Below are 13,559 nucleotides of genomic sequence, written 5' to 3' on the forward strand. Positions count from 1 at the left end.
ATGATGCCCAACGGCAGAATAATAGACGCCTCTGAACTGGACTTATGGAGCATGTATGCAGACTTTGTACCCGCAGATCAAACCCTACGCCCGGCACGATCTGGCTGTGGAACAGCCGCATGTGCTCTATGTCGATGAAAGCGGGTCGCCCGAAGGGTTGCCTGTGGTGTTCATCCATGGCGGGCCGGGTGCGGGATGCGATGCGCAAAGTCGCCGTTATTTCGATCCCAATCTCTACCGCATCGTCACGTTCGATCAGCGCGGCTGCGGCCGTTCGACCCCTCACGCGAGTCTTGAAAACAACACCACCTGGCATCTGGTAGAAGACCTGGAGCGTATTCGCGAACATCTGGGGATCGAAAAGTGGGTGCTGTTTGGCGGCTCCTGGGGCTCGACCCTGTCGCTGGCTTACGCCCAGACCCATCCCGATCGCGTGCATGCCCTGATCCTGCGCGGTATTTTTCTGTGCCGTGCCCAGGAAATCGAATGGTTCTATCAGTCTGGCGCGAGCCGCCTGTTCCCCGATTACTGGCAGGACTACGTGGCGCCGATCCCGCTGGATGAGCGCGACAACCTGCTGGCAGCCTTTCACAAGCGCCTGACCGGTGCCGACCAGATCGCCCAGATGCATGCCGCCAAGGCATGGTCCACCTGGGAAGGCCGTACCGCGACCCTGCGTCCGAACCCGCAGGTTGTCGACCGTTTTGCCGAGCCTCAGCGCGCCTTGTCCATTGCACGCATCGAATCTCATTACTTCATCAATAATGCCTTCCTGGAAGAGAACCAGCTGATTCGCGACATGCCCAGGATCGCGCATCTGCCTGGCATCATCGTGCATGGCCGCTACGATGTAATCTGCCCGCTGGATAATGCCTGGGAACTGCATCAGGCATGGCCAAACAGTGAGTTGCAGGTTATTCGCGAAGCCGGGCATGCCGCTTCCGAACCCGGTATCACTGATGCGCTGGTCCGTGCGGCGTCGCAGGTCGCCCGTCGCCTGCTTGATCTGCCACCTGAAGAAGCGTAACCCCCTTGTGGGAGCGGATTCATCCGCGAAGCTGTTTTCGCGAATGAATTGGCTCCCACACAGTCAGCGCGATGGGATTTCCTATTTATGAAAGGCTTGTTACAGCGCGTGCGAAGTGCGCGTGTGGAAGTGGCTGGAGAAGTTGTCGGTGCTGTGGATCAGGGGCTTCTGGTTCTTGTGGGGGTAGAGCCTCAAGACACACAGGCCAGTGCCGATAAGTTGCTGCATAAGCTGCTCAACTATCGGGTGTTCAGCGATGACGACGGCAAAATGAATCTGTCATTGCGTGATGTCGGGGGTGGTCTGCTGCTGGTTTCGCAGTTCACGCTGGCGGCGGATACCAGGAGCGGCATGCGCGCGGGCTTTTCAAAAGCAGCGCCTCCGGCCTTGGGTGCGCAGTTGTTCGACTATTTATTGTCACAGGCCAGGATCGCGCACCCGGTCGTTGCAGCGGGCCAATTTGGTGCGGACATGCAGGTTCATCTCGTGAATGATGGCCCTGTGACATTTTTGTTTGATACCTGACAAGATGAAATCTCTGCCCGCCGCGGATTTATTAGCCCTGCGTGCAAGAAAATCTTTGTCATACATGATGCGTTGTTACGCGTGCTACTGGATAATCGCGCGCTACGGGGACCGACGATAGTTGGTCCATTGCGTATTCAGAAGCGGGTTCTGACATTGATTGGGGAATCATTAAGCCCATTCGGAGTCGGAACAATGCTCGCCAACCCGGCATCTGATAGCTGGCCGTTGGTTTCTTCATCTGTTTTCGGCGAGGGTTGCTCGTGATTGTTAGTCCCTGTGATGCTCCAAAGACACCTGTCAAACGGTTGCGTAGTGCGCTTTTGGCAAGCTCGGCTCTTGTCTGCCTGCTGGGTTCAGGCCAACTGTGGGCATTCAACCTTGATGATGTAGCGGCAAAGGCCAAAGAAATGGCCGGGCAGAAGTTCGAGGCTCCAAAAAGCAATCTGCCTACCGAGTTGCGCGAAATGAAGTTCGCGGACTACCAGAAGATCCGCTTCCGTGAAGACAAGGCTGAGTGGGCGACCGACAAGACGCCGTTCAAGCTGTCGTTCTATCACCAGGGCATGCACTTCGACACGCCAGTCAAGATCAACGAAGTCACGGCCACCACCGTCGAAGAGATCAAGTACGACGCGGAGCGTTTCGATTTCGGCGACATCAAGATCGACCCTAAAGCCACTGAAAAGCTTGGCTATGCGGGTTTCCGCGTCCTGTATCCGATCAATAAGGATGACAAGCAGGACGAGATCATGACCATGCTGGGCGCCAGCTACTTCCGCGTGATTGGCAAGGGTCAGGTCTACGGCCTGTCCGCTCGTGGCATGGCGATCGACACCGCCTTGCCGTCTGGCGAAGAGTTTCCTCGTTTCAAAGAGTTCTGGATCGAGAAGCCGGGCCCGGATGACAACCATCTGGTGATCTTCGCACTGCTCGATTCGCCGCGTGCCACCGGTGCCTACCAGTTGACCCTGCGTCCTGGTACCAACACCCTGGTGGACGTGAAGTCGCGCATGTACCTGCGTGAAAACGTCACCAAACTGGGCGTGGCTCCACTGACCAGTATGTTCCTGTTCGGTGCCAACCAGCCTTCGCGTGTACCCAACTATCGTCGTGAGCTGCACGACTCCAGCGGTCTGTCGATCCAGGCAGCCAATGGCGAGTGGGTATGGCGTCCTCTGAACAACCCGAAACACCTGGCCGTCAGCAGCTTCTCGGTCGAGAACCCGCGTGGCTTCGGTCTGTTGCAGCGTGGTCGTGACTTCAGCCAGTACGAAGACCTCGACGACCGCTACGACAAGCGCCCAAGCGCCTGGATCGAGCCTAAAGGCGACTGGGGCAAAGGTACTGTCGATCTGGTCGAGATCCCGACTGCCGACGAAACCAACGACAACATCGTTGCATTCTGGAAGCCCGACACCCTGGCTGCTCCAGGCGAGCCGATGGAGTTCAACTACCGTCTGCACTGGACCATGCAGGAAAACGCCATCCATTCGCCTGATCTGGGTTGGGTCAAGCAGACCCAGCGCTCCATCGGTGACGTAAGGCAGTCCAACCTGGTTCGTCAGCCGGACGGCAGCCTGGCATTCCTGGTCGACTTCGTCGGTCCGGTTCTGGCCGCCTTGCCTGAAGACAAGACCATCCGCAGCCAGGTCACCACTGATGACAACGTCGAGTTGGTCGAGAACAACCTGCGCTACAACCCGGTCACCAAGGGCTATCGCCTGACCCTGCGAGTCAAGGTCAAGGACCGCAACAAGCCGACCGAGATGCGCGCCTACCTGCTGCGTGAAATTCCTGCCGAGCCTGGCAAGGAACCTGCGGTGCTTGTCGCTGACAAAGATGACAAGAAGTCAGCATCCAGAGAGGCTGCAAAAACTGCAACCGCCAAGGAAGTTGCCAAGGCTGATGCTGCTGTAGCCAAAGCCGATGCGACCAAGGCTGGCGATGCCAAGCCTGAAGCCGCGAAGGCCGACGTAGCCAAGGCCGATCCCGCCAAGAAAGCTGAAGCACCGAAGGCCGATGCAGCCAAAGCTGACAAGCCTGACGTAGCGAAAGCCGACGTGGCCAAGGATGCTGAAGGTAAAGAGATCAAGCAGCCTGAAGCCGAGGCCGCACCCACCCATCCGGAACCGGCCAAGACGCTGCAAGTCATGACCGAGACCTGGAGCTACCAGTTGCCAAGCGATGAGTAATTCTCTATCCGTGCCAGAGTCTCTGAACGAGTACCTGGCGCACCTGCCGATGAGTGACGAGCAGCGGGCAGAACTTGCCAGCTGCAAGTCGTTCGCTGAATTGCACGAACGTCTTTCCGCCCAGCCGGTAAGCGACAAGGCCGAGGTCGCCCAGGCGTCCGTCGGCCGTCGCCTGACGCTGTCCACGGCTGACGAACTGCAGGATGCCGAACTGCTCGACGTCGATGCCAGCGGCCGTATCCGCCTGAAGGCCACGCCACCGATCCGTCGTACCAAGGTGGTTCCGGAGCCATGGCGCACCAACATTCTGGTGCGTGGCTGGCGTCGTCTGACCGGCAAGACCAACCCGCCCAAGCCCGATCACAGCGATCTGCCCCGTGATCTGCCCAAGGCGCGCTGGCGTACCGTCGGTTCGATTCGTCGCTACATTCTGCTGGTGCTGATGCTTGGCCAGACCATCGTGGCTGGCTGGTACATGAAAGGCATTCTGCCGTATCAGGGCTGGTCGCTGGTTTCGCTGGATGAAATCACTCGCCAGACCTTCGTGCAAACCGCATGGCAGGTGTTGCCGTACGCTTTGCAGACCAGCATCCTGTTGCTGTTCGGAATCCTGTTCTGCTGGGTTTCGGCCGGTTTCTGGACCGCACTGATGGGCTTTCTCGAACTGCTCACCGGTCGCGACAAATACCGCATCTCCGGTGCCAGCGCCGGTAACGAGCCGATCGAAGCCGGTGCGCGTACCGCATTGGTCATGCCGATCTGCAACGAAGACGTGCCACGGGTATTTGCCGGTCTGCGTGCGACCTTCGAGTCGGTTGCCGCAACGGGCGATCTGGACCGTTTCGACTTCTTCGTACTCAGCGATACCAACGATACCGACATCGCCGTAGCCGAGCAGCAAGCCTGGCTGGACGTGTGCCGTGAGACCGGTGGTTTCGGCAAGATCTTCTATCGTCGCCGTCGCCGTCGCGTCAAACGCAAGAGCGGCAACCTCGATGACTTCTGCCGTCGTTGGGGTGGCGATTACCGCTACATGGTCGTGCTCGACGCCGACAGCGTGATGAGCGGTGAATGCCTGACCAGTCTGGTACGCCTGATGGAGGCCACTCCGGACGCCGGTATCATCCAGACTGCGCCACGTGCCTCGGGCATGGACACGCTGTATGCACGTATGCAGCAGTTCGCGACCCGTGTCTATGGTCCGCTGTTCACGGCCGGTCTGCACTTCTGGCAGTTGGGTGAATCCCACTACTGGGGCCACAACGCGATCATCCGCATGAAACCCTTCATCGAGCACTGCGCTCTGGCGCCGTTGCCGGGCAAGGGGGCGTTTGCCGGTGCGATTCTTTCCCACGACTTCGTCGAAGCTGCGCTGATGCGCCGTGCCGGCTGGGGCGTATGGATTGCCTACGACCTGCCGGGCAGTTACGAAGAGTTGCCGCCCAACCTGCTGGATGAACTCAAGCGTGACCGCCGCTGGTGCCACGGCAACCTGATGAACTTCAGGCTGTTCCTGGTCAAGGGCATGCACCCGGTTCACCGTGCGGTGTTCCTGACAGGCGTGATGTCCTATCTGTCAGCGCCGCTATGGTTCTTCTTCCTGGTGTTGTCCACCGCCTTGCTGGCCGTGAACACGCTGATGGAGCCGACCTACTTCCTTGAACCGCGTCAGCTGTATCCGCTGTGGCCACAATGGCACCCGGAAAAAGCCGTCGCACTGTTCTCGACCACCATTGTCCTGTTGTTCCTGCCCAAGCTGCTCAGCGTCATTCTGATCTGGGCCAAGGGCGCCAAGGCATTTGGCGGCAAGTTCAAGGTTACGGTTTCGATGCTGCTGGAAATGCTGTTCTCGGTGCTGCTGGCTCCGGTTCGCATGCTGTTCCACACCCGTTTCGTACTGGCTGCTTTCCTGGGCTGGGCCGCGACCTGGAACTCTCCGCAGCGCGACGACGACTCCACGCCATGGATCGAGGCGGTCAAACGCCATGGTCCGCAAACCTTGCTGGGTGCCTGCTGGGCCTTGCTGGTGGCCTGGCTGAACCCGAGCTTCCTGTGGTGGCTTGCGCCGATCGTGGTTTCCCTGATGCTGTCGATTCCGGTCTCGGTGATTTCCAGCCGTACCAAGCTGGGTCTCAAGGCGCGTGACGAAAGTTTCTTCCTGATCCCGGAAGAGTACGACACGCCTCAGGAACTGATCTCCACCGATCAGTACACCCACGAGAACCGCTGGCATGCACTGAAGGAAGGCTTCATCCGTGCGGTGGTCGATCCTCAGCAGAACGCCCTGGCGTGTGCGCTGGCGACTTCCCGTCACCGTCTGGCTCAGCCTGTCGAGACGGTTCGTCATGAGCGCGTCGAGCATGCACTCAAGGTCGGTCCCGAGAAGCTCAGCAACCATGAGCGTCTGATGCTGCTGAGCGACCCTGTCGCTCTGGGGCGTCTGCACGATCAGGTCTGGAATGCAGGCCACCCCGAGTGGCTGGCTGCGTGGCGTGCTTCCATCGAAGCCGATCCACATGCACCTCTGCTGCCGCTTCAGCCGGTCAAGCAGGATGCGGAGCCGGTGTTGGCTTAAGCTGCACTGTCTTTTCGCGAATGAATTCGCTCCTAGGGTGTTGAAAATCCCCCTAGGAGCGAATTTATTCGTGAAGCTCTTAATTCACCCGAAACTTCCCCACCAGTTCCCTCAAGTGAGTGCCCAGCCGGGCCAGTTCGACACTTGATGCGGCTGTCTCATCGCTCGCAGCAGCGGTCTGTTCCGAAATATCCCGCACCCTCAGCACATTGCTGTTTATCTGCTCGGCCACGTTGCTCTGTTCCTCGCTGGCGGTCGCGATCTGCTGGTTCATGTCCTGAATGGTGGCCACCGTCCGGGTTATCTGCTCCAGCGCACACCCCGCACGACGACTCAGTTCCACGCTGCTGTCGGTCAGGCTGCGACTGTTGTCCAGAGTCGTGGCGACTTGCTGGGTGCCGCTCTGCAAGGCTGCGATCAGTTCCTCGATTTCCTCTGTGGATTCCTGGGTGCGTTGCGCCAGGCCTCGTACCTCGTCAGCAACCACAGCAAACCCGCGCCCGGCTTCACCGGCCCGTGCCGCTTCGATGGCCGCATTGAGGGCCAGCAGGTTGGTCTGCTGGGAGACGGACTTGATCACATCGAGCACTCCGACAATCTTGCCGCTTTCCAGCTTGAGCCGATTCATGGCCTGGGTGGAGTTGGCGACTTCGCTGGCCAGTTGCTCAATCTGGCTGATGGCCTGACTGACCACCTTGTCGCCGTCACGGGCCTGCTGATCGGCAGTGACCGCCGCCTGAGAGGCTTCTTGTGCATTGCGGGCGATTTCCTGCACCGTTGCCGTCATCTGATTCATGGCGGTGGCGACTTGATCGGTTTCGTCTTTCTGGCTGTTGACCCCGACACAGGTCTGCTCCGTTACTGCCGAGAGCTGTTCGGCAGCGCTGGCTATCTGGGTGACCCCATCGCCAATGCCGCTTACCAGATGCCGCAGGCTTGAGGTCATGGTCTGCATGCTGTCTTGAAGCTGGCCCATTTCATCCTGACGCTGAATATCCAGATCCTTACTCAGATTGCCTTTGGCAATGCGCCCGGCTGCGACCAGCGTCTGCTGCAAAGGAAGCGTGATCTGTTGCGTCATGACCCAGGCTGCCAATAGCCCGATGAGCAATGCCAGCCCGGCCACACTGGTCAACAGGGTTCGCGAGCCAGCAGCCTCGACATCGCGCTGGGTGCTTTGCAGGCTGATCAGCCGGGCAACTAGGTCCAGCATCTTGTCGCCCAGGTCTTCCATGTTTTCCTGAAGGACCTCGACCTTGACCTGAATGTCCTTGAAGCGGGTCAGTTGCTCGCGATAACGCTGTAACGTCTCGCTGGCGGGTATGAGGCCCTGGATATTCTCGTCGGCCTGCTCCTGGGCAATCTGCTGCACTTCCTTGAGTGCTTCGTCGATGGCGGCGATAGCGGCCGATTCGTCGGCTTCCTTGTTGGTAAAGGTGTAGGCCTGGACCTGATAGCGGGCAATCTGGATCTGCTGTTTGAGCTGGGAAATATTGGTGAATTCATCCAGCCGTTCGCTGTTGTCCTGCTCCTGGCTCACGGCCTTGAGCACTTCACTTTCGACCTGTGCGACGGCTTTCACTGCCTGTTCCGATTGCTGGTCCAGCTCGATACGCGACTGGTCGCGTGCCTTGCGATCAAGCCCCAGGTCGGCAAAGGCCTTTTCCATGCGGCTGACGATCTGGCTCTGCTCGGTAAGCAGCGCGATGCTTTTGGCATCATCGGTTTCCCGGCGCAGCGTCGCCAGTTGAGCCTCAAGCTCATTGAGCCGTTCTACCACCCGGTTGGCGTTTTCCTGAGTATTTTCCTCGCGGAAAATAATGCGCTCGGCGCGCAGGTCCTTGGTCAGGTTGCTGAGCTGGCCGATCGAGGACAGCGACTCGGAGCGCTCGATCATGGTGTCCAGGCCATGCCAGCCGGTCAGCGTGATAGCCAGAGTCAGCAATAGAACCAGGCCGAAGCCCAGGGACAGTTTGAGTTTGACGCTCATGTTGTCGAGCGAGTGATTGATCCATCTAAACATCGGGATTCTCCTGCGATCAGCGAGCAAAAGCAGTCCCTGAAGGTTGCAGGGCATGCGTCATGAGCGCATCGGCAGGAGAGAGGTATCGCTGGACCTGAAGAGGTCGTAGGAGATTTCCGAGGAGGACTTTCGGGTGAAACCGGTCACGTTGAGGGGCGTAACCTGTCGAACAAGGAAGCGGTGACATGCACCGCTTCCTGCTCGCGTCAGATTTTGAAGCGGCCCACCAGCACCTGAAGGTGATTGCCCAGGCGCGCCAGTTCGACGCTGGAAGCGGCGGTTTCTTCGCTGGCTGCGGAGGTCTGCTCGGAGACGTCGCGAACGTTGAGCACGCTGCGGTTGATCTCTTCGGCGGTGGCGCTTTGCTGCTCTGCCGCTGCGGCAATCTGCTGGTTCATCGACTGGATTGCAGACACGGTCTGGGTAATGTTTTCCAGCGACGTGCCGGCGCGGCGGGTCAGGTCCACGCTGCTGGCGGTCAGATCGCGGCTGCTGTCCATGATGCTCGAGGCTTGCTGAGTGCCGTTCTGCAGGCTGGCGATCAGTGCTTCGATTTCTTCGGTGGACTTCTGGGTACGCTGCGCGAGGCTGCGTACTTCGTCCGCTACTACCGCAAACCCGCGACCGGCTTCACCGGCCCGTGCCGCTTCGATGGCCGCGTTCAGGGCCAGCAGGTTGGTCTGCTCGGCCACCGACTTGATTACGTCCAGAACGCTGCCAATCTTGTCGCTTTCCAGCTTGAGCGCGCCCATGGCTTCGGTGGAGTTGCCGACCGCGGAGGCCAGGCGCTCGATCTGGGAAATCGCTTCTTTCACCACGCGCTCACCCTCGCGGGCCTGCTGGTCGGCGGCAACGGCCGCTTCCGACGCTTCTTCGGCATTGCGCGCAACTTCCTGCACCGTTGCCGTCATTTCGTGCATGGCTGTGGCGACCTGATCGGTTTCGACCTTCTGGCTGTTGACCCCGGCGCTGGTCTGTTCGGTCACAGCGGACAATTCTTCGGCAGCGCTGGCGATCTGGGTCACGCCGTCGCGGATACCGCCAATCAGCTCGCGAAGGGAAACGGTCATGCGCTGGATACTGCCTTGCAGCCTGCCCAGTTCGTCATTGCGATCAATGACCAGATTCTGGCTCAGGTCACCGGAGGCAACACGTTCTACCACGTCGAGTGTCTTTTGCAGCGGTACGGTGATCTGGCGAGTGATGACCCAGGCCGCCAGAATGCCAAAGACCAGTGCCAGGGCTGTTGCGACGGCAATCATCATGACCGACTTTGCGCTTTCGGCATCGCGGCTGACGGTCTGTGCATCGATCATTTCATCGTTGACGGCCAGCATTTTTATGCCAAGTGCCGTCATTTTTTCCAGCGCTACCTTACTGGCTGCCTGCGCATCGCGGTATTGACCAACAGCAGCGCGATAACCTTTCAGGCCGGCAATGGCTTGTTGCAGCATGGGCAGGTAAGACGAGGAAATATCACCTGCCAGCGTATTGATACCGGTCATCGCTTCATCGATGGCCGCATTGGCGTTTTTCTCGAATTCAGCGCGGCCACTGTAGGTGTAGCCGCGCACTTGAAAGCGAGCCTGCTGGATCTGTTTGCTGGCACCGACAATATTGTTGAAGGCCAGGATGTTGTCGGCTTTCAAGAGTTCGGCTTCGATCTTGCCGACTTCGGCAACGGCCTTGTCGGCATTGTCGCCCATCAGGCTGCGAGTGCCTTCACGGGTTTCGATAGCCTTGGTCATTTCGCCGAAGGCTTGGCGATACTCATTGGCGCTCTGGATCTGGGCGTCCAGCCGCTTGATATTCTCAGGGGATCGGAGCAAGGCTCTGGCTGACTTGAGTGCGGCGTCGAGCTTGTCCAGATTTGCCACGACAGCGCTGGCTGTTTCGGCGTTGTACAGTGTTTCGTAACGCATGCGATTGATGCGCAGCTCAAGCGTCAGCACGTTGACATCGGTGATCGACGCAACCCTGTCTCCGCGAGAGATAAGGCCTTGTGTGCTGAGCCAGGCCGTAGCCGTAATCATCAGCGTCAATGCCAGGACCAGACCGAAGCCGATCGCCAATTTCAAACTTACACCCGCGTTTGCGAGACTTCGAGCGAACCAGCGATACATGACAACTCCTCAATATCTATTTTTATAGATTCGCTTCTACATCGGCTCTCAATTACAAAACTGTAGTCAGGGAACCGATAAAAGAAAGGCTCAGAATAGACGGGCCAGCAGGGCTGTCACGGCGGTTTCGACTCTCAGTATGCGGTCACCCAGTTGCACCGGTTGCAGGCCGGATTTGCGCAGCAGGTCGATTTCATAGGGAATCCAGCCACCTTCGGGACCGATTGCCAGTGTGACCTGTTGCTCAACTGCTCGCGGGCAGGCCGCAAACTCACCGGGATGACCCACCAGCCCGAGCGTGCCTTGTGCCAGTTGTGGCAGACGATCTTCGACGAACGGTTTGAAGCGCTTCTCGATCACGATCTCTGGCAGCACGCTGTCGCGAGCCTGTTCCAGCCCCAGAATCAGTTGCTCACGAATGGCGTCGGGCTCCAGAAATGGCGTCTGCCAGAAGCTTTTCTCAACTCTGTAGCTGTTGAGCAGGATGACTTTCGGGACACCCATGGTCGCAACCGTCTGGAACACCCGGCGCAGCATCTTGGGCCGAGGCAGGGCCAGCAGCAGGGTCAGGGGCAGTTTGGCGGGAGGTGCAGTGTCCAGGCTGATGCGCAATTCGGCTTCATGGCTTTCGAGACGAATCAGTTCGGCGGTGCCCAGCAAGCCGTTGAGGCGGCCTACGCGCAGGCTGTCGCCGATTTCTGCGCGATGCACCTCTTGCATGTGCTTGAGGCGCCTGTCGCGCAGAATGACCCGGTCGACCGCAATGAAGTCGGCCTCTTCAAGAAGCAGCAGGTTCACGACAGTGTCGCGGGCGGCTGGTCTTGCTTGTCAGCGTCGTCGGGCTGGTCGTCCGGGTGTTCGCCACGCTTCTTGATCATCGAACTGCACAGGATGCCCAGTTCAAACAGCAGCCACATGGGCACGGCGAGCAGGGTCTGGGAAAAGATGTCCGGCGGCGTGAGTATCATGCCGACCACGAAGCAGCCGATGATCACGTAGGGACGAATCTTTTTCAGGTACTTCACGTCGACGATGCCGATCCAGACCAGCAGCACCACGGCTACCGGAATCTCGAAGGCGACACCGAAGGCGAAGAACAGCGTCATGACGAAGTCCAGATAACTGGCGATGTCAGTCATCATTGACACGCCTTCAGGCGTCACGCTGGCGAAGAAGTGGAATATCAGCGGGAAGACCAGAAAGTAAGCGAACGCCATGCCTGCATAAAACAGGATGATGCTCGATACCAGCAAAGGAACGGCAACACGCTTCTCGTGCTTGTACAGGCCTGGCGCGATAAAGCCCCATATCTGGTGCAGGATGACCGGCATGGACAGGAACAGCGCTACCATCATGGTCAGCTTGAACGGCGTGATGAACGGCGAGGCCACGTCTGTGGCGATCATTGTCGCGCCTTCAGGCAGGTAGACCCGTAGCGGAGCCGAAACCAGCGTGTAGATCTTCTGAGTGAAGTAGAACAGACCGGCAAAAATCAGGAACACCGCCGCAACACAACGCAGCAGGCGTGTACGCAATTCTGTGAGGTGCGAGACCAGCGGCATTTGCTGATCGTTTTCCGGGATATCGCTCATGGGGCTCGTGGGGGCAGTGACGAATCGTGGGCGGAAGGTGGCGTGACCGGTACCGGGGATGCCGTCTGTTTGGGACGTTTTTCCAGAGACAGCTGGCTCTTGGGTGCCGGTTCTGCCGGACCGATTTCCTGGGTGGGTGCTGCTTGCGGTTCGTTCTGCGGCTCTGCGGCAGGTTCTGGCTCGGAGTGGGGCGAGAAGATTTTTCTCGCCTCTTCTTCCAGAGACAGAATGTGCTCATTGTGCAGTTGCCGACGGATTTCGTCGGCACCGATTTCACGTTCAACTTCCTGTTTGATCGCATTGAAGCTGCGCTTCAACCGGCCTATCCACAGGCCGGCGGTGCGCGCTGCGCCCGGCAGGCGTTCGGGGCCCAGCACCAGCAAGGCCACCAGACCCACGAGCAGCAGTTCAGAGAAGCTGATACCGAACATGGCTTACACCTGGTCTTTGCGGGTCGGCTCTTCGACTTTATGCGCCTGCCCGTCGATGGTGTGCGGCTGGTTCAGCGGCGAGGACTGAGGTGCGGCCTGAGCCTGCTGTGGCTGCGCCCCTGGCTGCTCGGCAGGTTTCTCGTCATCGTTCATGGCCTTGCGAAAGCCCTTGATCGATTCGCCGATATCGCTACCCAGGCCCTTGAGTTTCTTGGTGCCGAAAACCAGCACGACCACGATCAGGATGACGACCCAGTGTTTCCAGTCAAAAATACCCATGAAGCATTCCTCGTAGAAAATTCGAACCTGAAAGACAGGTAGTTAATCCGCCGTGCGTGCAGCTTTTTCTGCGTGTCCGGACAGCCCGAAACGGCGGTCCAGCTCATCGAGCACAGCCTGTGGATGCTGACCGAGTGCCGCCAGCATCACCATGCTGTGAAACCAGAGGTCAGCGGTTTCGTAGATGACATCGCTGCAGTCACCGCTGATGGCGGCATCCTTGGCAGCAATGATGGTTTCGACCGATTCTTCACCGATTTTTTCCAGAATCTTGTTCAAACCCTTGTGGTACAGACTGGCGACATACGAGCTGTCGGCAGCGGCATCCTTGCGCGATTCCAGCACCTGGGCCAGACGGGACAAGGTATCAGTCATGTTCAGTGTCCTGCGTGATAAATGGCATCCGGGTCTTTGAGCACCGCGTCGACCGTCTTCCAGCCCGAGTTTTCATAAACCCGGTAGAAGCAGCTTTCGCGTCCGGTATGGCAGGCAATGCCGCCGATCTGCTCGACCATCAGGATGATGACGTCGGCGTCGCAATCCAGGCGCAGTTCATGCAACTGCTGAACGTGGCCGGATTCCTCTCCCTTGCGCCAGAGTTTGCCACGCGAACGCGACCAATATATTGCACGGTTCTCTTTTGCAGTCAGGCTCAGGGATTCGCGGTTCATCCAGGCCATCATCAATACACGACCGGTCTTGTGATCCTGAGCGATTGCAGGCACCAGACCGTCGCTGTTCCACTTGATTTCGTCCAGCCAGTCTTTCATAACTACTCCGGCAGCCGGG

At 58.8% G+C, this 13,559-nt stretch carries 12 protein-coding genes and 1 pseudogene; 4 read left to right on the top strand and 9 right to left on the bottom strand.

All coding sequences use genetic code 11. The features are described 5' to 3' along the window. Positions 1-55: 55 nt before the first annotated feature. From pip to mdoH, 4 genes are all read left to right on the top strand, one after another. Positions 56-1,027: a prolyl aminopeptidase gene (gene pip, locus CKW23_RS23400; RefSeq protein ID WP_025262324.1), complete on the top strand. Its 972-nt coding sequence runs from the start codon at positions 56-58 to the stop codon at positions 1,025-1,027. Between the two features lie 87 nt (positions 1,028-1,114). Next, positions 1,115-1,552: a D-aminoacyl-tRNA deacylase gene (gene dtd / locus CKW23_RS23405; protein WP_095068432.1), complete on the top strand. Its 438-nt coding sequence runs from the start codon at positions 1,115-1,117 to the stop codon at positions 1,550-1,552. 263 nt (positions 1,553-1,815) lie between these two features. Continuing rightward, positions 1,816-3,747 carry a glucan biosynthesis protein G gene (locus CKW23_RS23410; RefSeq protein WP_025262322.1) on the top strand — a complete coding sequence of 644 codons (1,932 nt, stop codon included), beginning with the start codon at positions 1,816-1,818 and terminating at the stop codon, positions 3,745-3,747. Further along, positions 3,740-6,322 (top strand): glucans biosynthesis glucosyltransferase MdoH, encoded by a 2,583-nt coding sequence (gene mdoH, locus CKW23_RS23415; RefSeq protein WP_095068433.1) that lies wholly within the window; start codon positions 3,740-3,742, stop codon positions 6,320-6,322. The genes CKW23_RS23410 and mdoH overlap by 8 nt, the downstream gene beginning before the upstream one ends. 79 nt (positions 6,323-6,401) lie before the next feature. Here mdoH and CKW23_RS27320 read toward each other — a convergent pair whose 3' ends face one another. The 9 genes and pseudogenes from CKW23_RS27320 to hisI all read right to left on the bottom strand — a co-directional run bounded on the left by CKW23_RS27320 (position 6,402) and on the right by hisI (position 13,540). Then, positions 6,402-7,277 (bottom strand): methyl-accepting chemotaxis protein, encoded by an 876-nt coding sequence (locus CKW23_RS27320; RefSeq protein WP_371856595.1) that lies wholly within the window; start codon positions 7,275-7,277, stop codon positions 6,402-6,404. Beyond that, positions 7,263-8,399: pseudogene (locus CKW23_RS27325) on the bottom strand (methyl-accepting chemotaxis protein); the annotation flags it as partial. The gene CKW23_RS27320 and the pseudogene CKW23_RS27325, both read right to left, overlap by 15 nt. 152 nt (positions 8,400-8,551) lie before the next feature. Continuing rightward, entirely contained in the window at positions 8,552-10,387 is a 1,836-nt protein-coding gene (locus CKW23_RS23425) for a methyl-accepting chemotaxis protein (RefSeq protein WP_371856596.1), read from the bottom strand. A 171-nt stretch (positions 10,388-10,558) separates the two neighbouring features. Then, a complete protein-coding gene (locus CKW23_RS23430) occupies positions 10,559-11,266 on the bottom strand; it encodes a 16S rRNA (uracil(1498)-N(3))-methyltransferase (RefSeq protein ID WP_025262318.1) in 708 nt (235 codons plus the stop codon). Then, the gene (tatC, locus tag CKW23_RS23435; RefSeq protein ID WP_025262317.1) at positions 11,263-12,060 is read right to left on the bottom strand and encodes a twin-arginine translocase subunit TatC; all 798 of its coding nucleotides are present in this window, start codon (positions 12,058-12,060) and stop codon (positions 11,263-11,265) included. The genes CKW23_RS23430 and tatC overlap by 4 nt, the downstream gene beginning before the upstream one ends. Next, positions 12,057-12,491 (bottom strand): Sec-independent protein translocase protein TatB, encoded by a 435-nt coding sequence (tatB, locus tag CKW23_RS23440; protein ID WP_025262316.1) that lies wholly within the window; start codon positions 12,489-12,491, stop codon positions 12,057-12,059. The genes tatC and tatB overlap by 4 nt, the downstream gene beginning before the upstream one ends. Before the next feature lie 3 nt (positions 12,492-12,494). Continuing rightward, positions 12,495-12,770, bottom strand: a complete 276-nt coding sequence (locus CKW23_RS23445; RefSeq protein ID WP_095068435.1) for a twin-arginine translocase TatA/TatE family subunit — start codon at positions 12,768-12,770, stop codon at positions 12,495-12,497. A 42-nt stretch (positions 12,771-12,812) separates the two neighbouring features. Then, entirely contained in the window at positions 12,813-13,145 is a 333-nt protein-coding gene (locus CKW23_RS23450; protein ID WP_025262314.1) for a phosphoribosyl-ATP diphosphatase, read from the bottom strand. A 2-nt stretch (positions 13,146-13,147) separates the two neighbouring features. Continuing rightward, the gene (gene hisI / locus CKW23_RS23455; protein ID WP_025262313.1) at positions 13,148-13,540 is read right to left on the bottom strand and encodes a phosphoribosyl-AMP cyclohydrolase; all 393 of its coding nucleotides are present in this window, start codon (positions 13,538-13,540) and stop codon (positions 13,148-13,150) included. Positions 13,541-13,559: the final 19 nt, after the last annotated feature.

The organism is Pseudomonas sp. Irchel 3A18 (assembly GCF_900187465.1).
Taxonomy (GTDB): Bacteria; Pseudomonadota; Gammaproteobacteria; order Pseudomonadales; family Pseudomonadaceae; genus Aquipseudomonas; species Aquipseudomonas cichorii.

Bases quoted from the DNA above. Each gene is read 5' to 3' on its own strand.
- pip (WP_025262324.1), top strand. From the start codon at position 56: ATGCAGACTTTGTACCCGCAGATCAAACCCTACGCCCGGCACGATCTG.
- dtd (WP_095068432.1), top strand. From the start codon at position 1,115: ATGAAAGGCTTGTTACAGCGCGTGCGAAGTGCGCGTGTGGAAGTGGCT.
- mdoH (WP_095068433.1), top strand. From the start codon at position 3,740: ATGAGTAATTCTCTATCCGTGCCAGAGTCTCTGAACGAGTACCTGGCG.
- CKW23_RS27320 (WP_371856595.1), bottom strand. From the start codon at position 7,277: ATGCAGACCATGACCTCAAGCCTGCGGCATCTGGTAAGCGGCATTGGC.
- tatC (WP_025262317.1), bottom strand. From the start codon at position 12,060: ATGAGCGATATCCCGGAAAACGATCAGCAAATGCCGCTGGTCTCGCAC.
- tatB (WP_025262316.1), bottom strand. From the start codon at position 12,491: ATGTTCGGTATCAGCTTCTCTGAACTGCTGCTCGTGGGTCTGGTGGCC.
- CKW23_RS23445 (WP_095068435.1), bottom strand. From the start codon at position 12,770: ATGGGTATTTTTGACTGGAAACACTGGGTCGTCATCCTGATCGTGGTC.
- CKW23_RS23450 (WP_025262314.1), bottom strand. From the start codon at position 13,145: ATGACTGATACCTTGTCCCGTCTGGCCCAGGTGCTGGAATCGCGCAAG.
- hisI (WP_025262313.1), bottom strand. From the start codon at position 13,540: ATGAAAGACTGGCTGGACGAAATCAAGTGGAACAGCGACGGTCTGGTG.